Here is an 18,054-nt window from a genome sequence, read left to right as displayed (position 1 = left end):
CGGGATCAGTAATCTGAGCGACTGCGCCTGGGGTTTATAGCGATACTGCACGTTGTCGGCATCGTAATTCAGTAACTCGCCAATATCCGGTACGCTGACCCCCTGAGTGCCGGATATCAGCGTAATCAGCGGCCCAGGGCAGGCGTACTGCACCTGCTTTTGCTCGCCGGCGTACCAGACGCGGGCGATAGGCTGGACTTTCACCGGCCGCTTAATCTTCAGCTTTGCCCGCTGTGGCAGGGCGGCAATATCCTGATACTCCCGCTCCAGCTTGCTCTGCCACTGCTCGCGCGTCCACGGCGGCACCGCGCGGGGCGACTGCAGGCTTTTTTCCAGCTGCATCAGCACCGCATCGCGGGTTAAATTCTTAATCACGTGCTTATTGGCCCAGCCAAAGCGGATGGTGCTGGGATCGAACAGCGGCGTCAGCGTGCGGTAGGCGCTAAGGGTGATTAATCCCGGCAGATGACGATGCACCCACTCAAAGCGGGCCGCGGCGGGGAGGGCGGAATCGACGGTAATGATTTTTTCGAAGGTGGCCTTTAGCGCGTTGATGCTGGCGATTTTTTGCCGCAGGTCGGCCTGCTCCTCGGCGCTGGTTTGCAGGCAGATAGTCCCGGGAAGGCGCACCGCGGCCTTGCTGCTGCGGCTTTCCGATTGCTGCTGGATAAACAGATGGCCGTAGTGCCTGAGGGCCATCTCCAGCGCCGTTTTACCGATATGCTGCACGACCTGAATCGTCTCAAGCGGATCGTGTTCGGCGTCTTTACTCACCGCCGGGAGCTCAAATACCCGCGCGGCAAGCAGGCGACAGCGGCTTAGCGCCAGCTTCAGCTCCTGCAGCTCCCGCTCAAGCTGGCGAAAGGTGCCATTGAGTCGTTCAACGAGGTCGTAATTTGCCATCTGCGCCACCTTAGTTACAACATACTAATCGGTTTTTAACTATACGCAGGCCGCAGCGCCTGCGCAAGGGGGTCAGCCAGAGGTAAAATTCGGCAGCTGGTGGTAGATAGGCCAGCTAAAGCTGAAGCAGGCGCCGCCCAGCGGGCTGGTGCGGCAGCTCACCTCGCCGGACATCGCCTGGGCGATGCTGTGGACGATAGCTAGCCCGAGCCCGCAGCCGCCGGTCGCCCGATCGCGGCTGGGGTCAAGCCGGACAAACGGCTCAAACACGCGCTCGCGCTCGGCGGGGTCGATGCCCGGACCGTCGTCGTTGACCTGCAGCGTCGCCCGCGATCCCGCCAGCGTCAGGCTAACCTGAATTCGCTGGCTGCTGTAGCGCAGCGCGTTGTTGACCAGATTATCAAGCACGCGCTCCATCAGGCGCATATCCAGCGCGCCGTAGTCGCCGGCCACCACCTCGTGAAGGGTCACCTTGCGCTGCGGGTTAACCATCTGAATATCCTCCACGTGGGCCGCAATCCAGGCCGGGAAGTCGGGGGTGGTCAGGCTCAGCTCGTTTTGCGGCCGGTCAAGGCGGGCGTAGGTTAACAGCTCTTCGATAAGGGCTTCCAGCTGTCCGATATCGCGGTTTAGGGCCTGTGATTCGGCGGCGGTGAGATTTTCACTCATCTCAAGGCGGTAGCGCAGGCGAACCAGCGGCGTGCGCAGCTCGTGCGCAATGCCGTCGATCAGCTGCTTTTTGCTGGCGATCAGGGCGTTGATATTATCGGCCATCTGGTTAAAGGCCACGCCGAGCCGCTCAAAGCTGGACATGCTATCGAAATGGATGCGCTCGCTAAAATGCCCCTCGCCGAAACGCTGGGCGGCGGTTTCGAGGCGCAGCATATCCTGCCAGTGCGGGCGCATCCAGACGAAGACCGGGAACGCCAGCGAAATGGCGATAAAGGCCATCAGCGCGACGTCCAGCAGGCGCATCTCATGCAAAAAGTAGAGATAGGGGACCGGACCTACCGACAGCACGTAGTGGCTGCGCGGAATGCGCTGAATAAAGGTGTACTCATCATCGAGGGCGACGATATCGCCGGCGCGCAGATGCTGCATTGAGCTCTCCGCCAGCTTGAATTTGCTCAGCGGTTCAATATGCAGATCGAACGACAGGTTGAGGTCCAGCTCTTTGAGCGTTTTGCTCCAGTCGCGCGGCGGAATTTCCCGCAGCTCGCTGCGCATCAGATATAGCGAGCTTTTCATCAGATCGTCCAGCGACTGGCGGCCCGCACGCTCGGCGGTAAATTTATACACCAGGCCGACCAGCATGGTCATAACCAGAAAGCAGACGAACAGCAGGAGGTAAAACTGCACAAACAGCTTTTTCATAGCCGGACCCGTTAATTAATTGTCCCAGGCGTGGGGGGCAAACAGATAGCCTTTGTTGCGCACCGTTTTGATCCGGTAGGGTTCCGTTGCGCTATCGAGAAGCTTTTTACGCAGGCGGGAAATGGCCACGTCGACGCTGCGGTCCATACCGTCGTAGGTGACGCCGCGCAGGTTTTTCAGCAGCGCATCGCGATCCATAATTTGTCCCGCATGGGTCGCAAGCTCCCACAGCAGTTCGAAATCCGCCGTAGAGAGCGCGACGCTGTCGCCGGCGAGCAGCACCTGGCGGTTCACCGGGTCGATGGAGAGTGAGCCAAAGGCGATGGTTTTATGCGGCGTCAGCGAGGCGGGCGCGGAGGTGAGCGGAACGGCAACGTGCTGACGCAAATGCAGGCGCAGCCGCGCCAGCAGCACGGCGGGTGGGGTGGTTTTGAGAATATAATCGCTCGCGCCCATCTCCAGCGACAAAATATGGTTCATATCGCTATCAAGGGAGGTCAGCAGCACGATGGGGCCCTGCCACTGCCCGCGCAGGTCGCGGCAAAGCGTCATCCCGTCCTTGCCCGGCAGCATGATATCTAATAGCACCAGATCGGGTTTTTCTCGCGCAATAACCTCTTCCGCCCGGTCGCCGCGTGGTTCAACCACCACGTCCATATCATGCTTACCCAGATAGGCGGCGATCAGCGCGCCAACTTCCGGATCATCCTCAACAAACACGATCTTATTCATATTTTATATGTATATGTAAAAGGTTTAACATACACCGCCAGCAAATTGCCCGCCATTACTCTTTTATAAACAAATGTTCTTCCGCTATGCTGGCGTAACTTGTTGTTTAAATGTAAGGCAAAAGGCATGGGGCTGTTGATTAAAGCGCTGCTCGGGGCGCTGGTGGTGGTACTGATTGGCGTACTGTCCAAAACCAAAAATTACTATATTGCCGGGCTTATTCCGCTATTTCCGACCTTTGCCCTGATCGCTCACTATATTGTCGCCAGCGAGCGCGGGATTGAAGCCCTGCGCACCACCATCGTATTTGGGATGTGGTCAATTATTCCCTATTTTATCTACCTGCTGTCGCTCTGGTACTTCACCGCAACGATGCGCCTGCCTTACGCGCTGGCGGGCGCCGTTGTGTGCTGGAGCCTGTGTGCCTGGCTGCTGATCCTCGGCTGGAGCCGTTTCCACTAGCGCAGGTGGCGACCGCCGTCGACGGCGAAGGAGCGGCCGGTGACGAAATGGCTGCTGAACAGATAGTCGAGCAGTTCGATAATTTCCGTTTCGCCTGCGGTGATTTTCATCAGCGATTTATCCAGCGCCTGCAGGCGATATTCGGCATCGTCGCCTTCATTAAACATAATGAGCGAGGGAGCGATGGCGTTGACCTTTATTTCCGGCGCCAGCTTGCGGGCGAAGGAGCGGGTCATATTATCCAGCGCCGCTTTACTGGCGGCATAGGCGATGTGCTTATCGCTGCCGCGCTCGACCACGTAGTCAGTGATATGAATAATATCGCTGCCCGCGTGGCCGTGGCCGCGCAGCAGCGCTTCCAGGGCGTGATTGAGCAGATAGGGCGCATTGACGTGAATTTGCATCATGCTGGCAAGCACCGTGCTGAGCGGCGTCCCCGGCTTTTCCGCCATCCAGCCGCTGGCGTTATGGATAACGGCGCGCAGGCCGCCGCTGGCGTGGGACTTCACCGCTTCGGCGAAGGTTAAAATCCCGTCGTCGGTGCTAAAATCCGCCTCCAGGCAAACGGCGCCGGCCGTACGCAGCGCGTCAATAGCCGGATAGTGGGTTCGATAGCTGACGATGACGGGCTGCTGTTGCTGAAGAAAATGCTGTGCCAGAGCGAGGCCGATTCGGCGACCTCCACCTGTAATCAGGACCGGGCGAGGCTGTAGTTCAGCCATGGGTATCTCCTTTGAGTTCCGCGACGGGGCGACCGCTTACCCCACCAGCATCCACGTTGCCGGTACGGCGGCAACCAGCAACAAACCAATTAAGGCTAATTCACGGCGTTTGAGCATGCGATCGTGCTGGTGCGTACGGCGGGCGTACAGAAAAACCAGAAGACCCGGAGCGTAAAGTATCACCGACAGCAGTAAATGCACAGGGCCCGACGCATATAATAACCATAAGCCATAAGCGCACGCCCCGATACCCACGGCCTTATGCAGCGGGCGTGCGGCAATTTTCAGCAGGAAGGCGCCGACGAGCAGATAGGGAACGAGGATCATCTCGGAGGCGATGGTGAGCAGGGTACCGTAATCCGAGCCGGTCAGCCAAATCAGCACCAGCGAGGCCTGGACGCTAATATTGGTTAGCCACAGCGAAGCAGACGGCGCATTGTGGCGATTTTGCCGGGCAAACAGGCGCGGAAACGCTTTGTGGGTAGCGGCCAGCCAGGGAACTTCCGCCGCCATAATGGTCCAGCTCAGATAGGCGCCGCAGACGGAAACGATCAGCCCGGCGGCGATGATCACCTCGCCCCAGGAGCCCATCATTCTGACCATCAGTCCGGCCATCGACGGATTACGCATTTCCGCCAGCTCCGGACGGGCGACAACCCCCAGCGAGAGCAGCGTAACCAGAAGATAAACCACCAGCGCCGAAAGTACGGCCAGCAGCGTCGCGCGGCCAACGTCGCGTTTATTTCGCGCGCGCGCCGATACCACCACCGCGCCCTCGACGCCGATAAACACCCACAGGGTGATCAGCATCGTATTCTTCACCTGCTCCCACACCGGCACGCCGAGCGCCAGGCCGCTGAAATCAAGCGTGAAGGTCTTTAAACGGAAGGCCAGCGCCGCCAGAACGATAAAAGCGCCGAGCGGAATAAGCTTGGCCAGGGTGGCGACCAGGTTGATGCCCGCCGCCGTTTGCACGCCGCGCAGCACTAAAAAATGGACCACCCACAGCAGAACCGATGCCCCGACGATTGCCTGCCAGGTATTGCCATTGCCAAAAACGATCGCGCCGGGAGCGTCGGTGAAGAAGCTTAGCGCCGCAAAGACGATAACCAGGTATGAGACGTTGGCGATGACCGCGCACAGCCAGTAGCCCCAGGCAGAGCAGAAGCCCACCAGCTCGCCAAATCCTTCGCGCGCATAGGTAAAAATACCGCCGTCGAGGTCGGCGCGAATGCGGGTCAGCAGGAGCATGGCGAAGGCGAGGAATAAAATGCCCACGCCGGTAATGGCCCAGCCGATCAGCAGGGCGGACGGGCTGGCCACGGCGGCCATATTTTGCGGCAAACTGAATACGCCTGCGCCCAGCATTGAGCTGAGAACCAGGGCGGTCAGGGCGCTGAGGCCCAGTCTCTTTTCCATTGCAATCCCGAAATGACAACCGTGAAGTAAAGAATATTTATTTGGCTAAATCGCATAAAATGGACGATTACGCTAAGGCGCGGGATTTTACGGAGTGTCTTGTGCGCATGCAATGGCGGCGGATGAAAAAAAGAAAAAAGGCGGCAAAGCGCCGCCTTTTTGTTCAGCTGAGGTATCGTTATTTATACAGGTCGGCGCTGATGGTCATGTTGCCACCGCGTTCCTGCCACTGGCGGGTGATGTGGTAATACTTCGCGCCTTTCTTCGCCGCACGTTTGGCCACCTGGTAGGAAACTTCGGTCATATTGCCGTAGTTACCGGTGAACTTAATGCTATCGAACGGGGCCATCTGCGCCGCGGTGATCTTGTTCACTTCTTCAATCTTCGTGCCGTCAGGAAGCGTGACGGTGTAACGTCCGCCTTTTGAGGACTGCGTTTCGAAGAAGCGGCCTACGCCGGTACCGGAGCCGACGGCTGCGGTGGTTGCCACGCCGGGGATTTCCACGTTTTTAGCCGCGGCGCCGCCTTCAGCCAGCGCTGCGCGCCCGGCTTGAGAATCGGCGGGAATCGCGTCCGGACTTTGCAGAACGCGTTTTTTGGCATCGGCTTTATAAACATAAGCGGTGATGCGCTGGTTGCCGCCCTGGTTAGCATCCACCTGACGAACGATGAAGAAAGAGGCCGCGCCTTTTGCTTTCGCCGCTTTGGTGATGGCATCGTTAACTTCAGGCTGGCTGCGATAGAAGCCCTGCACGGTCACGGTGTCAAACGGTTCCAGCTCAACGGCCTGGTCTTTCGGCAGCTCCATGATCCCATTAATCATGCGATTTTTTGGGGCATCGGCCTGCTGGGCGTTGTCTTTATAAAGATCTGCCGTTACGCGCCAGTTGCCGCTGTTGCCATAGTCTGAGGTGTCGACAACATAAAAGGAGGCTGCGCCGTCTTTGTCGGCCTTGCGGGAGACCGCCTTAACCGCATCGCCAATCGCAGTAAAACGGCCGGTGATGACCACGCGATCGTAGGGCTTCAGCGCCGCCGCCTGCTCCGGAGTCAGCTCGGTCGCTGCGTGGGCAGACAGCGCGGTCGTAGCCAGGAGAGCAGACGCCAGGAGTGAGTTCTTAAGATTCATAAAAATAGTCCTTTGCCTTGCGCAAACCATGTACAGGTATTGTTGTTGACTGAAAACGCTCGATTATTGCATTTAAAAGGAGTGACTGTCTGCGTCAATTTTTGCTAACCGCCCGAAACGCGCGTCACAATAATATAACATTTTCCGATATGTTGAAAAAACAGCCGCTTGACCAGCAAAATCGATAATCGATATCGCTTTAATAAGTTAATGTAATGTTAATACGATGTTCTGGCTGGCGATTAATTGCGTATTACTGCTTAAGCTAAGCGAATTATCAGGCTCGCTTATAAATTTAAGGTAAATATTGCTGCCTGACGCAGTTTGTCGCGCGTTTTACCAATAAAATCAAAAATACTGTTTTATCGCAGTAGATCACAGTCGGTATTTTCAGTAGGTTATAAAAAGTTTGTTACTGTTTCATTTTTTCAGTCGAATATCCGAGCCGGCGCGTTTTGCCGGCGGATCCTCGGCTGTCAGAAGAGAAAACCATCATCAAAAACCGATGAAAGGGAAAACTATGCGTATCGGGGTACCAAAAGAACGGCTAGCCAATGAAACCCGCGTAGCGGCCACGCCGAAAACGGTGGAGCAGCTGCTCAAGCTGGGTTTTACCGTCGCAGTTGAAAGCGGCGCGGGCCAGCTGGCAAGTTTCGATGACGAGGCGTTTGCTCAGGCAGGCGCTGAGGTTGTGGACGGCGCCGAAGTTTGGCAGTCGCCCGTTATTCTCAAGGTCAATGCGCCTGACGAGAGTGAAATTGCTTTACTGAATCCGGGCACCACGCTGGTGAGCTTTATCTGGCCGGCGCAGAACCCGGAGCTGCTGGCAAAACTCTCTGCCCGCAATGTAACCGTGATGGCGATGGATTCGGTGCCGCGTATTTCGCGCGCCCAGTCGCTGGATGCCTTAAGCTCGATGGCCAACATTGCCGGCTATCGCGCCATCGTCGAGGCCGCGCACGAATTTGGCCGCTTCTTCACCGGGCAGATCACCGCCGCGGGCAAGGTTCCGCCGGCCAAGGTGATGGTGATCGGCGCCGGCGTTGCCGGCCTGGCCGCGATTGGCGCCGCCAACAGCCTGGGGGCGATCGTCCGCGCGTTCGACACCCGTCCGGAGGTCAAAGAGCAGGTGCAGAGCATGGGCGCCGAGTTCCTTGAGCTGGACTTTAAAGAGGAGGCGGGCAGCGGCGACGGCTATGCCAAAGTGATGTCCGAAGCCTTTATTAAAGCCGAAATGGCGCTGTTTGCCGCCCAGGCGAAAGAGGTCGATATCATCGTCACCACGGCGCTGATCCCCGGCAAACCGGCGCCGAAGCTGATTACCCGCGAAATGGTCGACTCGATGACCTCCGGCAGCGTGGTGGTCGATCTGGCCTCGCAGAACGGCGGCAACTGTGAATACACCGTGCCTGGCGAAGTGGTGACCACCGCCAACGGGGTGAGAATCATCGGCTATACCGATCTGCCTGGCCGCCTGCCGACCCAGTCATCCCAGCTCTACGGCACCAACCTGGTCAACCTGATCAAGCTGCTGTGCAAAGAGAAGGACGGCAACATTGCCATCGATTTCGATGACGTTGTGGTACGTGGCGTAACGGTTGTTCGCGACGGGGAAGTGACCTGGCCGGCGCCGCCGATTCAGGTCTCCGCCCAGCCGCAGGCCGCCGCGAAGAAGGTTGAAGCGCCTGTTGAAGCGAAAAAACCGGTTTCGCCGTGGCGCAAATACGCGCTGATGGCGCTGGCGATTATCCTGTTTGGCTGGCTGGCTAACGTGGCGCCGAAGGAGTTCCTCGGCCACTTTACCGTCTTTGCGCTCTCCTGCGTGGTCGGATACTACGTGGTGTGGAACGTGTCGCACGCGCTGCATACGCCGCTGATGTCGGTCACAAACGCCATCTCGGGGATTATCGTTGTCGGGGCGCTGCTGCAGATAGGCCACGGCGGCTGGGTCAGCGTGCTGAGCTTTATCGCGGTGCTGATCGCCAGCATTAATATTTTTGGTGGTTTCACCGTCACTCAGCGCATGCTGAAAATGTTCCGCAAAGGATAAGGGGTAACAAATGTCTGGTGGATTAGTTACAGCTGCATACATTGTTGCCGCGATCCTCTTTATTTTTAGTCTCGCAGGGCTGTCAAAACACGAGTCCTCTCAGCAGGGCAACTACTTCGGCGTTGCCGGGATGGCGATCGCGCTGATCGCCACCATCCTGGGGCCGGACAGCAGCAACGTCGCGTGGATCCTGCTGGCGATGGTTATCGGTGGCGCCATCGGTATCCGTCTGGCGAAGAAAGTAGAAATGACCGAAATGCCGGAGCTGGTGGCGGTGCTGCACAGCTTCGTCGGCCTTGCGGCGGTGCTGGTGGGCTTTAACAGCTACCTGCAGCATGAAACCGGCATGGAGCAGATTCTGGTCAATATTCATCTGACCGAAGTGTTCCTCGGCATCTTCATCGGTGCGGTGACCTTTACCGGCTCCATCGTGGCCTTCGGCAAGCTGTGCGGCAAGATGTCCTCTAAGCCGCTGATGCTGCCGAACCGTCATAAGCTGAACCTCGCGGCGCTGGTCGTCTCCTTTGTGCTGCTGGTGGCCTTTGTGCGCACGGACAGCACCGCGACGCAGGTTCTGGCGCTGCTGGTGATGACCGTTATCGCTCTGGCGTTTGGCTGGCACCTGGTGGCCTCCATCGGCGGTGCGGACATGCCGGTAGTGGTATCGATGCTGAACTCCTACTCAGGCTGGGCAGCGGCGGCGGCGGGCTTTATGCTGAGCAACGATCTGCTGATCGTCACCGGTGCGCTGGTCGGTTCTTCCGGTGCGATTCTGTCCTACATCATGTGTAAGGCCATGAACCGCTCCTTCTTCAGCGTCATTGCCGGCGGATTTGGTACCGATGGTTCCTCGTCCGGCAGCGATGATGAAGTGGGCGAACACCGTGAAATTAGCGCAGAAGATACCGCTGAAATGCTGAAAAACTCGCACTCGGTGATCATTACCCCGGGCTACGGGATGGCGGTAGCCCAGGCTCAGTATCCGGTTGCGGAAATCACCGAGCGTCTGCGCGCTCGCGGTATCAAGGTGCGCTTCGGTATTCACCCGGTTGCCGGTCGTCTGCCTGGGCATATGAACGTGCTGCTGGCGGAAGCCAAAGTTCCGTACGACGTGGTGCTGGAAATGGATGAAATCAACGACGACTTCACCGACACCGACACCGTGCTGGTTATCGGCGCCAACGATACCGTTAACCCGGCCGCGCAGGACGATCCGAAAAGTCCGATTGCCGGTATGCCGGTGCTGGAAGTCTGGAAAGCGCAGAACGTGGTGGTCTTCAAACGTTCGATGAACACCGGCTACGCCGGCGTGCAGAACCCGCTGTTCTTCAAGGAGAACACCCACATGCTGTTTGGAGATGCCAAAGCCAGCGTGGATGCGATTCTGAAAGCGCTGTAATGCCTGAAGAGCGCGGACCAATGCCGCTATAAAACGTTTGCTTCTGAAGCCGTCTCCGTTGAGACGGCTTTTTTATATAGCGCGCCAGCCCGCTTATTGCTCATAAATTAATCGCCTCGGAGTGCTATAATAGGGACGTTTTTTCAACACACTGAGGATATTATGGATACCGAATTGACCCCCGCGCAAATGGCCATCGAATTTCTGCGTCGTGACCCTACAGCTTTAACCCCCGCACAGTACCTGAAAAAATTTAAACTTCTCGAGCTGGAATTTGCCGATTTAATGTCGCTCTCCTCCATTGAGCTGAGAGAAGAGATCGACCACGCCTGGCGCTTAGGTATCCACTAAAAGTATCGCTTCAGCCCGCAATGCGTAGCTGATGAAGGGGGCCGGAAGGCTCTTTTTTACGCTCTGTGCGAGGTGGCGGGCAAAAAACTCCCCCGCGGCGGCGGGGGAGTTGGCGATGACGGCTGGGCTACCAGAGATCAGTCGTCGTCTTCGTCGTCCAGTTCAACCGGCGTTTTGTACTGATCGGGTTTCAGCACCAGCAGATCGCAGCGCAGATGGTCGATCACCTGCTCGGCGGTGTTGCCGAGGAAGGCCGCCGACAGTCCGGTACGCCCGATGGTGCCCAGGACAACAATCCCCGCCTGCAGATGCTCGGACAGATCGGGGATCACCTCTTCCGGCAGACCCTTCTCGACGTGGGTGCGGCTCTCGTCAATAGCAAACTTTTGCCGCAGCGTTTTCATCGCCAGCAGGTGCTGGCCGCGAATTGCGTCGTTATAGATGCTGGGATCGAAATCAGGCAGCTCGATGGCGATATTGATAGGCGTAACCGGATAAGCGCCCACCAGGTGGACCTCGGTGTGGTTAACCTGCTCCGCCAGCTCAAGCGTCTCTTTGACCAGTTTCTCATTCAGGGAGTCGTGGTAGTTTTCTTCGCTGGCAAGGTTGACCGCCACCAGCGCTCTGCCGCCCTCGGGCCACGGCTGGTCTTTAACCATCCATACCGGGCACGGGCACTTACGCAGAAGGTGCCAGTCGGTAGGGGTGAATATGACCGCTTCCAGCTTGTCGTGCTGGTGCGCCATTTTCAGCACTAAATCATGCTTGTCGCTGATAATTTCCTGAATGATGGCTTCGAAGGGACGGTTGTGCCATACCACCTTGATGTCAATTGGGATCCCGGACTCAATATAGAACCGGGCCTGCTCCTTGATCCAGGCGCTGCGCTGGCTAATCACGCCCTGGCGCATAGCCGTTCGCTCGTCTGGCGACAGCAGGGTTGTCATCTCATATGAGAAATCATAGATCGGCAAAAAGGCTTTAATGCGGCCACCAATCCGTTGGTGTAGGTATACCGCGCGCCGCAGTGCGGGCTGGTCGTCCTGGTTAGGATCGATAACTACCAGCATGTTCTGATACTTTGCCATACAGGGTCTCCTTACAACTGTAACTGCAGTCTGTAATTAAAAAGATAACCTATATAGATGAATTGAAACAGGGGATGACCCTGGCCAGATCAACAAATAAGAAAAAAATTAGCGATCTGGCGAAGGGATCGGGCTATCAGGCGACGTTGCGCGCCTGACCAGCCAGCTGGGCGAGGAGGTCGCTGTTTTCGATGGTGATATATTTACCTTTAACCGCCAGCATGCCGCTTTTCTGGAAACGACCCAGCAGGCGGCTGATGGTTTCTACGGTCAGGCCGAGATAGTTACCGATATCGCCACGGGTCATGGTCAGACGGAACTCACGAGGCGAGAAGCCGCGCTGGGCAAAACGACGAGAAAGATTGTAGATAAAGGCCGCCAGGCGCTCCTCGGCGTTCTTTTTGGAAAGCAGCAGGATCATATCCTGATCGCCTTTGATCTCGCCGCTCATCAGGCGCATCATCTGCTGACGCAGATTCGGCATCTTGCCTGAGAGGTCGTCCAGGGTTTCGAAGGGAATTTCGCAGACCATTGAGGTTTCCAGCGCCTGAGCAAAGCTCGGGTGGAGACCGGTGCCGATCGCGTCAAAACCCACCAAATCACCCGCCAGGTGGAAGCCGGTAATCTGCTCGTCGCCCTGTTCGGTGATGGTGTAGCTTTTGATGGTGCCTGAACGAATGGCGTACAGCGACTTCAGCTCATCGCCGGCTTTGAACAGGGTCTGTCCTTTCTGGATAGGCTTTTTTCGCTCGATGATATTATCAAGCTGATCAAGCTCGTGCTCGTTCAGAGTAAAAGGGATGCAAAGCTGGCTGATGCTGCAATCCTGACAATGGATTGCACAACCGCCAGACTGAATGCGTCGTATAATTCTCTTTTCCGGGATCATAAGTCTGCTCAAGCCTTAATTGATATTGGTCAATTTTAACATCTTTTTGGTGAGCAGGTAAGCCTCGAACCGATGAAACACGTAATATTAAAAGGGGAAAGCGATTACCCCTTTTATCTCATTGATAAGAAATAAGATGTCTGAGCATATTTGATTGTAAAGTTGCCGGATGCTTCCCATAAAAGGCACTTACGGTCAAAGAAGCAAATACCCCTCATGGCGCAATAACCACTCTTTACGCTGCACGCCGCCCGCGTAGCCGGTCATGGTGCCGTTACGTCCGATAACGCGGTGGCAGGGCACCACGATACTGACCGGATTAGAGCCGTTGGCCGCTCCGACCGCCCGCGCGGCGCCGGGCCGACCTAATGCCTCCGCCAGCTGACCGTAGTGCATGACCTGGCCGCAGGGGATGGTACGCAGCGTTTTCCAGACCTCGCGTTGAAACGGGGTGCCCGCCGTTGCCGTCGGCAGCGTTTCGATAACCGCAAGGTCGCCGGCGAAATAGTCGCCGAGCCTGCTGCTCAGCCCGCCCGGGTCCCGAGAATCCACGCGCTGATACCCTTCATGGCGATAGTGCAGCTCCAGCAGCTGCTCCATCCGCGCGCTGTGCTCCTCCCACTCAACGGCTCGCAGATGGAACTGCTCGTCGCAAATGATCCATAGCGGCCCGACCGGGGTGTCGATTTTGTCCTGAAGCAGTATCAGCATCGTTTTTCCTTATTACCTGATTCAAATGATTATTACTGCAGCCTGAACACAAGATATCACGTCATCCTGGCGGGCAACTATACTCCATAAAGGTGAACGGCGAGCGGCGTGGCTGAAGGGGCGAATCTATGAGTATGTTTTCCATTTTGCAACTGCCTGCAGGGCTGAAGCAAAACCAAATCGCAGCGGGCCCCGCGGTATTTAATTTTGTATTAATTACGCCGCGCGGGTGTGAATGGATTTTGCTACTTTCTCCGGGCGGTAAATTCCCCTATGCGGAGGAGCGTTCAGTTCATCTCTCTATGCAGTTTGTCATACGCACGCGGATTAGTTTGGGCTGGCTAATTCATCGGGAGGCACTCGACGCCGCAACACGCTATACAGGCATTCCTTGAGTCAATTATTTGCCAGCACGCTAGTGCTGGCTTTTTTCATTAACGTGAAAGGTGATGGTATGCAATATATACTAACTGGCGTTTTGATATTGATTATCAGTGGGTTGCTGTTAAATGCTGTCTCTCTTATGTTCGAGTCGCTTTATAAGCTAATGAAAGATATGCACTTAAAGAAAAAACATTTTTAGGTGCCTCAGCAGGTCCGGCAAGCGTATTGACAGCGATCGCTTGCCGACCTGTTATTCCCCTCCGTCATACACCCGTTCAGCAATCCGGCCCTTATTTTCAGGCACTTCCTTTGGCATCGCGTATATTCACCGCGGCGATCGCGCGGGCTGAGTGCAGGTGGCTACGGGCGCGGGATGCGCCACCGCTGCCGTGACCGGCGACAAACGCGTTGAGGGCGCGCGGTGCGACGGCTATAGTAGCCTCCGATAGTCGCCGGAGGAGTGCTGATGAACCTTGATGACAAATCGCTATTTCTGGATGCCATGGAGGATGTCCAGCCGCTGAAGAGCGGCAACGACGTGCTGTGGCATCCCGAGCGCCACGCCCGCCCCCCGCAGCGCATCGACGCGCTGCAGCTGGATAACTTTTTGACCACCGGCTACCTCGACGTGCTGCCGCTGGCAACGCCGCTGGAGTTCAGGCGCGAGGGGTTACAAAGCGGCGTGCTCGATAAGCTGCGGCTGGGGAAATACAGCCAGCAGGCGAGCCTCAATCTGCTGCGCCAGCCGGTCGAGAAGTGTCGGCAAATGCTGTTTGCCTTTGTGGTCCAGGCGCAGAAGGAGTCGCTGCGCAACGTGCTGATTGTTCACGGCAAAGGGCGCGACGACAACGCTCACCCCAATATTATCCGCAGCTACCTGGCGCGCTGGCTGGAAGAGCTTCCCGAGGTACAGGCGTTTTGCGTCGCCTCCGCCCATCACGGCGGCAGCGGGGCGTGCTACGTCGCCCTGCGCAAATCGGCCGAGGCAAAGCAGGAAAACTGGGAGCGCCACGCCAAACGTAGCCGCTAGCGCAGCAGCAGCGTCAGCTCCCGGGCCGCTTTTTGCAGCTCGGGCAGCACCCGCTCCAGCATTTCGCGGGTCGAAACCTGCCCGGCATGGACGCCGACGTTCAGCGCCGCCTGAACCTGTCCCTGCGGGTTAAACAGCGGCACCGCCAGCGAGCGCAGACCCATCTCCAGCTCCTGATCGTTCAGCGCATAGCCCTGCTGGTGGACGCGCCTGAGCTCGGCGCGCAGCTTATTCACCGAATCCACCGTCTGCGGGGTATAGCGAATCATCGTCACCCGGCCCAGCATATCGTTCAGCTTCTCCTCCGGCTGATGGCTCAACAGCACCCGGCCCATCGAGGTGGCCCAGGCCGGCAGCCGGCTGCCAATATCCAGATCGATAGTCATAATGCGCGAGCTGGAGGCGCGGGCAATGTAGAGAATATCGTCGCCGTCGAGGGTGGCGATGGAGCAGGACTCGTTAAGCATTTCGCTCAGATGCTTGAGCACCGGCTGGGCCGAACGCGCCAGCGGGGTTGAGGCCAGCCAGGCGTGGCCGAGGGCAAGGATGCGCGGACGCAGCTGAAAATTCTTGCCATCTTCAGCGTAGACAAACCCCAGCTTGCCCAGCGTATAGAGGCAGCGGCGCACCGCCGCGCGCGGAATACCGGTTTTCTGGCTGATCTGTGAGATCGACAGCACCGGGCGCTGCGGGGTGAAGGCCTGAATCACCTCCAGCCCGCGTGCCAGCGAGGCCATAAAGTTCGGATCGCCCTTAAACGGGTCGCTATCGCCGGTCAGTAAATCGTCTGGATGTTTCTCCATTTTGTTCTCCATATTTGCCATCGATCACATTCTTTCGCTAAAGATATACGATGTTCGATTATCGCACCATATTTCGATTATCGCCCTTGACCAACATCGTTAAGCGGGTCACATTTTGTGCGAACAACGTATATAAGTGCGATTACCGCACATAAAGGAGCGACCTGATGATTGATAAAAGCGTGTCGACGCTAAGCGATGCCATCGCCGGGATCCACGACGGCGCGACCATCATGATCGGCGGTTTTGGTCCCGCCGGTCAGCCAACGTACCTGATTGATGCCCTGATTGAGCAGGGCGCCCGCGACCTAACCATTATCAACAACAACGCGGGCAACGGTGAGGTGGGCCTGGCGGCGCTGCTGAAGGCCGGACGGGTGAGCAAGATGATCTGCTCTTTCCCGCGTCAGGTTGACTCGCAGATTTTTGACGACCTCTACCGCCGCGGCAAGGTTGAGCTGGAGCTGGTTCCGCAGGGCAATCTGGCCGCCAGAATCCAGGCCGCCGGCGCCGGGCTGGGGGCGGTATTTACCCCGACCGGCTACGGCACGCCGCTGGCGGAAGGCAAAGAGACCCGCGAAATCGACGGGCGCCACTACGTGCTCGAATATCCGATTAAGGCCGATTTTGCGCTGATCAAGGCCCATCACGCCGACCGCTGGGGCAACCTGGTGTACCGCAAAGCGGCGCGCAACTTTGGCCCGATTATGGCGACCGCCGCCAAAACCACCATCGCTGAGGTCTCCCGCCTGGTCACCCTCGGCGAACTGGATCCGGAAAATATCATTACTCCGGGGATTTTTGTCCAGCGCGTCTTCTCGCTGGAAAACACCGTTACCGCGCAAAGCGCCTGAGGAGCCAGCGATGCAAAAATTAACTCGTGATGAAATGGCCCAGCGCGTGGCGCGCGATATCCCGGAAGGGGCCTATGTGAACCTCGGTATCGGTTTACCGACCCGCATCGCCAACTATCTGCCCGCGGATAAAGAGGTGTTCCTGCACAGTGAAAACGGCCTGCTGGGCATGGGCGGCAGGCCGCAGCCCGGCGAAGAGGACCCGGAGCTGATTAACGCCGGAAAAGAGTACGTCACGCTGCTCAAAGGCGGCTGTTTCTTCCACCACGGCGACTCCTTTGCCATGATGCGCGGCGGCCACCTCGATATCTGCGTGCTCGGAGCCTATCAGGTCTCTGCCCGCGGCGATCTGGCCAACTGGAGTACCGGCGCGCCGGACGCGATCCCGGCCGTAGGCGGGGCGATGGACCTGGCTATCGGCGCCCGTCAGGTCTTCGTGATGATGGATCATCTGACCCGCGACGGCGAGTGCAAGCTGGTCGAGCACTGCAGCTATCCGCTGACCGGCGTTGGCTGCGTCAGCCGAATTTACACCGATCTCGCGGTCATCGATATCACCCCCGGCGGCCCGGTGGTGCGGGAGCTCTTCAACGGCCTCTCTTTTGAGGAGCTGCAGCGCATCACTCCGGTGGCGTTGACCTTCGAACATCTGGCGAAAAGCGCGTAAGGAACCTATGATGAATCAGGCATTTATCTGTGATGCGGTGCGTACACCCTTCGGTCGTTTTGCGGGCACCCTGGCGCCGATGCGCGCCGATGATTTAGGCGCGCTGCCGCTGAAGGCGCTGCTGGGGCGCAATCCGGGACTGGATCCTTCGCGCATCGATGACGTGATTTACGGCTGTGCAAACCAGGCCGGCGAGGATAACCGCAACGTCGCGCGCATGGCCCTGCTGCTGGCCGGACTTCCGGAAACGGTTCCGGGCAGCACCATTAACCGCCTGTGCGGCTCGAGCCTTGATGCGATCGGCGTCGCAGCGCGGGCAATCAAAAGCGGCGAGACTCAGCTGATGATTGCCGGCGGAGTAGAGAGCATGTCGCGCGCGCCCTTCGTCATGGGCAAAGCCGAAAATGCCTATAGCCGCAGCATGCAGATTGAAGATACCACTATCGGCTGGCGCTTTATCAACGCGCGGATGAAGGCACTGTACGGCGTCGATTCGATGCCGGAAACCGCCGAAAACGTGGCCGCTGATTTCGCGATTTCGCGCGCGGACCAGGACGCCTTCGCCCTGCGCAGCCAGCGGCGAACCGCCGAGGCCGAGGAGGCCGGGCGCTTTGCCGATGAGCTGATTGCGGTCTCGATCCCGCAGCGTAAGGGCGAGCCGCTGCTGTTTACCCGCGATGAGCACCCGCGCAGCACCTCGCTGGAGGCGCTGGCGAAGCTAAAAGGCGTGGTGCGCGCCGACGTTTCGGTGACCGCCGGCAACGCGTCCGGGGTCAACGACGGGGCCTGCGCGCTGCTGCTGGCCAGCGAGCAGGCGCTGACGGCGAACGACCTGCAGCCGCTGGCGCGCGTTGTCGGGGTGGCGACCGCCGGGGTCGCGCCAAGAATTATGGGCTTCGGTCCGGCTCCGGCAGTACGTAAAGTGCTGGCGCTGACCGGGCTGACGCTGGCGCAGATGGACGTGATTGAACTGAACGAAGCCTTTGCCGCCCAGGCGCTGGCGGTGACGCGCGATTTAGGCCTGGCCGACGACGCCGCGCACGTTAACCCCAACGGCGGGGCGATTGCCTTAGGCCATCCGCTGGGC

General features: G+C 58.0%; 19 protein-coding genes. 9 read left to right on the top strand and 10 right to left on the bottom strand.

What is annotated here, in order from left to right:
• The 3 genes from tus to rstA form a co-directional block, all read right to left on the bottom strand.
• Nucleotides 1-903 (bottom strand): DNA replication terminus site-binding protein (tus, locus tag PFH44_RS16610; protein WP_283825566.1); only part of this gene is annotated, 903 nt, incomplete at its 3' end.
• A gap of 72 nt (nucleotides 904-975) precedes the next feature.
• Nucleotides 976-2,277: a two-component system sensor histidine kinase RstB gene (gene rstB, locus PFH44_RS16605; protein WP_283825565.1), complete on the bottom strand. Its 1,302-nt coding sequence runs from the start codon at nucleotides 2,275-2,277 to the stop codon at nucleotides 976-978.
• A gap of 15 nt (nucleotides 2,278-2,292) precedes the next feature.
• Entirely contained in the window at nucleotides 2,293-3,009 is a 717-nt protein-coding gene (gene rstA / locus PFH44_RS16600; RefSeq protein WP_045858496.1) for a two-component system response regulator RstA, read from the bottom strand.
• A gap of 126 nt (nucleotides 3,010-3,135) precedes the next feature.
• Here rstA and PFH44_RS16595 point away from each other — a divergent pair, with 126 nt between their 5' ends.
• Complete coding sequence (locus PFH44_RS16595) at nucleotides 3,136-3,471, top strand: GlpM family protein (RefSeq protein WP_045858494.1); 336 nt, start codon at nucleotides 3,136-3,138, stop codon at nucleotides 3,469-3,471.
• Here the strand turns inward: PFH44_RS16595 and folM are convergent.
• From folM to ydgH, 3 genes are all read right to left on the bottom strand, one after another.
• Nucleotides 3,468-4,193, bottom strand: coding sequence for a dihydromonapterin reductase (folM, locus tag PFH44_RS16590; RefSeq protein WP_076946823.1), 726 nt, complete (start codon nucleotides 4,191-4,193; stop codon nucleotides 3,468-3,470). The two genes, PFH44_RS16595 and folM, sit on opposite strands and share 4 nt — an antisense overlap.
• A gap of 36 nt (nucleotides 4,194-4,229) precedes the next feature.
• Nucleotides 4,230-5,612 (bottom strand): amino acid permease, encoded by a 1,383-nt coding sequence (locus PFH44_RS16585; protein ID WP_045858490.1) that lies wholly within the window; start codon nucleotides 5,610-5,612, stop codon nucleotides 4,230-4,232.
• A 178-nt stretch (nucleotides 5,613-5,790) separates the two neighbouring features.
• Nucleotides 5,791-6,741 (bottom strand): DUF1471 family protein YdgH, encoded by a 951-nt coding sequence (gene ydgH / locus PFH44_RS16580; protein WP_045858488.1) that lies wholly within the window; start codon nucleotides 6,739-6,741, stop codon nucleotides 5,791-5,793.
• A gap of 520 nt (nucleotides 6,742-7,261) precedes the next feature.
• On the opposite strand from ydgH, the gene pntA reads away from it, so the two are divergent.
• The 3 genes from pntA to PFH44_RS16560 all read left to right on the top strand — a co-directional run bounded on the left by pntA (nucleotide 7,262) and on the right by PFH44_RS16560 (nucleotide 10,541).
• Nucleotides 7,262-8,791, top strand: coding sequence for a Re/Si-specific NAD(P)(+) transhydrogenase subunit alpha (pntA, locus tag PFH44_RS16570; protein ID WP_045858486.1), 1,530 nt, complete (start codon nucleotides 7,262-7,264; stop codon nucleotides 8,789-8,791).
• A gap of 10 nt (nucleotides 8,792-8,801) precedes the next feature.
• Nucleotides 8,802-10,190 (top strand): Re/Si-specific NAD(P)(+) transhydrogenase subunit beta, encoded by a 1,389-nt coding sequence (gene pntB, locus PFH44_RS16565; RefSeq protein ID WP_045858484.1) that lies wholly within the window; start codon nucleotides 8,802-8,804, stop codon nucleotides 10,188-10,190.
• 162 nt (nucleotides 10,191-10,352) lie between these two features.
• A complete protein-coding gene (locus PFH44_RS16560; protein ID WP_045858482.1) occupies nucleotides 10,353-10,541 on the top strand; it encodes a YdiH family protein in 189 nt (62 codons plus the stop codon).
• Nucleotides 10,542-10,678: 137 nt separating this feature from the next.
• Here the strand turns inward: PFH44_RS16560 and uspE are convergent, their stop codons facing one another.
• The 3 genes from uspE to ogt all read right to left on the bottom strand — a co-directional run bounded on the left by uspE (nucleotide 10,679) and on the right by ogt (nucleotide 13,229).
• Entirely contained in the window at nucleotides 10,679-11,629 is a 951-nt protein-coding gene (gene uspE, locus PFH44_RS16555; protein WP_123708126.1) for a universal stress protein UspE, read from the bottom strand.
• Between the two features lie 136 nt (nucleotides 11,630-11,765).
• Nucleotides 11,766-12,518, bottom strand: a complete 753-nt coding sequence (gene fnr, locus PFH44_RS16550) for a fumarate/nitrate reduction transcriptional regulator Fnr (protein ID WP_002903394.1) — start codon at nucleotides 12,516-12,518, stop codon at nucleotides 11,766-11,768.
• A 195-nt stretch (nucleotides 12,519-12,713) separates the two neighbouring features.
• On the bottom strand, nucleotides 12,714-13,229 hold the full coding sequence (gene ogt, locus PFH44_RS16545) for a methylated-DNA--[protein]-cysteine S-methyltransferase (RefSeq protein WP_133599599.1): 516 nt from the start codon (nucleotides 13,227-13,229) through the stop codon (nucleotides 12,714-12,716).
• A gap of 128 nt (nucleotides 13,230-13,357) precedes the next feature.
• Here ogt and PFH44_RS16540 point away from each other — a divergent pair, with 128 nt between their 5' ends.
• On the top strand, nucleotides 13,358-13,624 hold the full coding sequence (locus PFH44_RS16540) for a hypothetical protein (RefSeq protein ID WP_283825564.1): 267 nt from the start codon (nucleotides 13,358-13,360) through the stop codon (nucleotides 13,622-13,624).
• A gap of 455 nt (nucleotides 13,625-14,079) precedes the next feature.
• Nucleotides 14,080-14,643 carry a DNA endonuclease SmrA gene (gene smrA, locus PFH44_RS16535; RefSeq protein WP_283825563.1) on the top strand — a complete coding sequence of 188 codons (564 nt, stop codon included), beginning with the start codon at nucleotides 14,080-14,082 and terminating at the stop codon, nucleotides 14,641-14,643.
• Here the strand turns inward: smrA and PFH44_RS16530 are convergent.
• Nucleotides 14,640-15,446: an IclR family transcriptional regulator domain-containing protein gene (locus tag PFH44_RS16530; protein ID WP_283825562.1), complete on the bottom strand. Its 807-nt coding sequence runs from the start codon at nucleotides 15,444-15,446 to the stop codon at nucleotides 14,640-14,642. The genes smrA and PFH44_RS16530 overlap by 4 nt on opposite strands.
• Nucleotides 15,447-15,613: 167 nt before the next feature.
• On the opposite strand from PFH44_RS16530, the gene PFH44_RS16525 reads away from it, so the two are divergent.
• The 3 genes from PFH44_RS16525 to pcaF all read left to right on the top strand — a co-directional run.
• A complete protein-coding gene (locus PFH44_RS16525; RefSeq protein ID WP_237376772.1) occupies nucleotides 15,614-16,300 on the top strand; it encodes a 3-oxoacid CoA-transferase subunit A in 687 nt (228 codons plus the stop codon).
• Between the two features lie 10 nt (nucleotides 16,301-16,310).
• Nucleotides 16,311-16,967 (top strand): 3-oxoacid CoA-transferase subunit B, encoded by a 657-nt coding sequence (locus tag PFH44_RS16520; protein ID WP_045858467.1) that lies wholly within the window; start codon nucleotides 16,311-16,313, stop codon nucleotides 16,965-16,967.
• A gap of 10 nt (nucleotides 16,968-16,977) precedes the next feature.
• The coding region (pcaF, locus tag PFH44_RS16515) for a 3-oxoadipyl-CoA thiolase (RefSeq protein ID WP_283825561.1) at nucleotides 16,978-18,054 on the top strand (1,077 nt) is incomplete at its 3' end.

Origin of the sequence: Klebsiella sp. Ech2A (assembly GCF_030078455.1) — a bacterium.
Taxonomy (GTDB): domain Bacteria; phylum Pseudomonadota; class Gammaproteobacteria; order Enterobacterales; family Enterobacteriaceae; genus Klebsiella; species Klebsiella terrigena.
Note: the sequence above shows the minus strand (reverse complement) of the source record. Positions and strands in the feature narration are given on the sequence as shown.

Bases quoted from the DNA above. Each gene is read 5' to 3' on its own strand.
- rstB (WP_283825565.1), bottom strand. From the start codon at position 2,277: ATGAAAAAGCTGTTTGTGCAGTTTTACCTCCTGCTGTTCGTCTGCTTT.
- rstA (WP_045858496.1), bottom strand. From the start codon at position 3,009: ATGAATAAGATCGTGTTTGTTGAGGATGATCCGGAAGTTGGCGCGCTG.
- PFH44_RS16595 (WP_045858494.1), top strand. From the start codon at position 3,136: ATGGGGCTGTTGATTAAAGCGCTGCTCGGGGCGCTGGTGGTGGTACTG.
- folM (WP_076946823.1), bottom strand. From the start codon at position 4,193: ATGGCTGAACTACAGCCTCGCCCGGTCCTGATTACAGGTGGAGGTCGC.
- PFH44_RS16585 (WP_045858490.1), bottom strand. From the start codon at position 5,612: ATGGAAAAGAGACTGGGCCTCAGCGCCCTGACCGCCCTGGTTCTCAGC.
- ydgH (WP_045858488.1), bottom strand. From the start codon at position 6,741: ATGAATCTTAAGAACTCACTCCTGGCGTCTGCTCTCCTGGCTACGACC.
- pntA (WP_045858486.1), top strand. From the start codon at position 7,262: ATGCGTATCGGGGTACCAAAAGAACGGCTAGCCAATGAAACCCGCGTA.
- pntB (WP_045858484.1), top strand. From the start codon at position 8,802: ATGTCTGGTGGATTAGTTACAGCTGCATACATTGTTGCCGCGATCCTC.
- PFH44_RS16560 (WP_045858482.1), top strand. From the start codon at position 10,353: ATGGATACCGAATTGACCCCCGCGCAAATGGCCATCGAATTTCTGCGT.
- uspE (WP_123708126.1), bottom strand. From the start codon at position 11,629: ATGGCAAAGTATCAGAACATGCTGGTAGTTATCGATCCTAACCAGGAC.
- fnr (WP_002903394.1), bottom strand. From the start codon at position 12,518: ATGATCCCGGAAAAGAGAATTATACGACGCATTCAGTCTGGCGGTTGT.
- ogt (WP_133599599.1), bottom strand. From the start codon at position 13,229: ATGCTGATACTGCTTCAGGACAAAATCGACACCCCGGTCGGGCCGCTA.
- PFH44_RS16540 (WP_283825564.1), top strand. From the start codon at position 13,358: ATGAGTATGTTTTCCATTTTGCAACTGCCTGCAGGGCTGAAGCAAAAC.
- smrA (WP_283825563.1), top strand. From the start codon at position 14,080: ATGAACCTTGATGACAAATCGCTATTTCTGGATGCCATGGAGGATGTC.
- PFH44_RS16530 (WP_283825562.1), bottom strand. From the start codon at position 15,446: ATGGAGAAACATCCAGACGATTTACTGACCGGCGATAGCGACCCGTTT.
- PFH44_RS16525 (WP_237376772.1), top strand. From the start codon at position 15,614: ATGATTGATAAAAGCGTGTCGACGCTAAGCGATGCCATCGCCGGGATC.
- PFH44_RS16520 (WP_045858467.1), top strand. From the start codon at position 16,311: ATGCAAAAATTAACTCGTGATGAAATGGCCCAGCGCGTGGCGCGCGAT.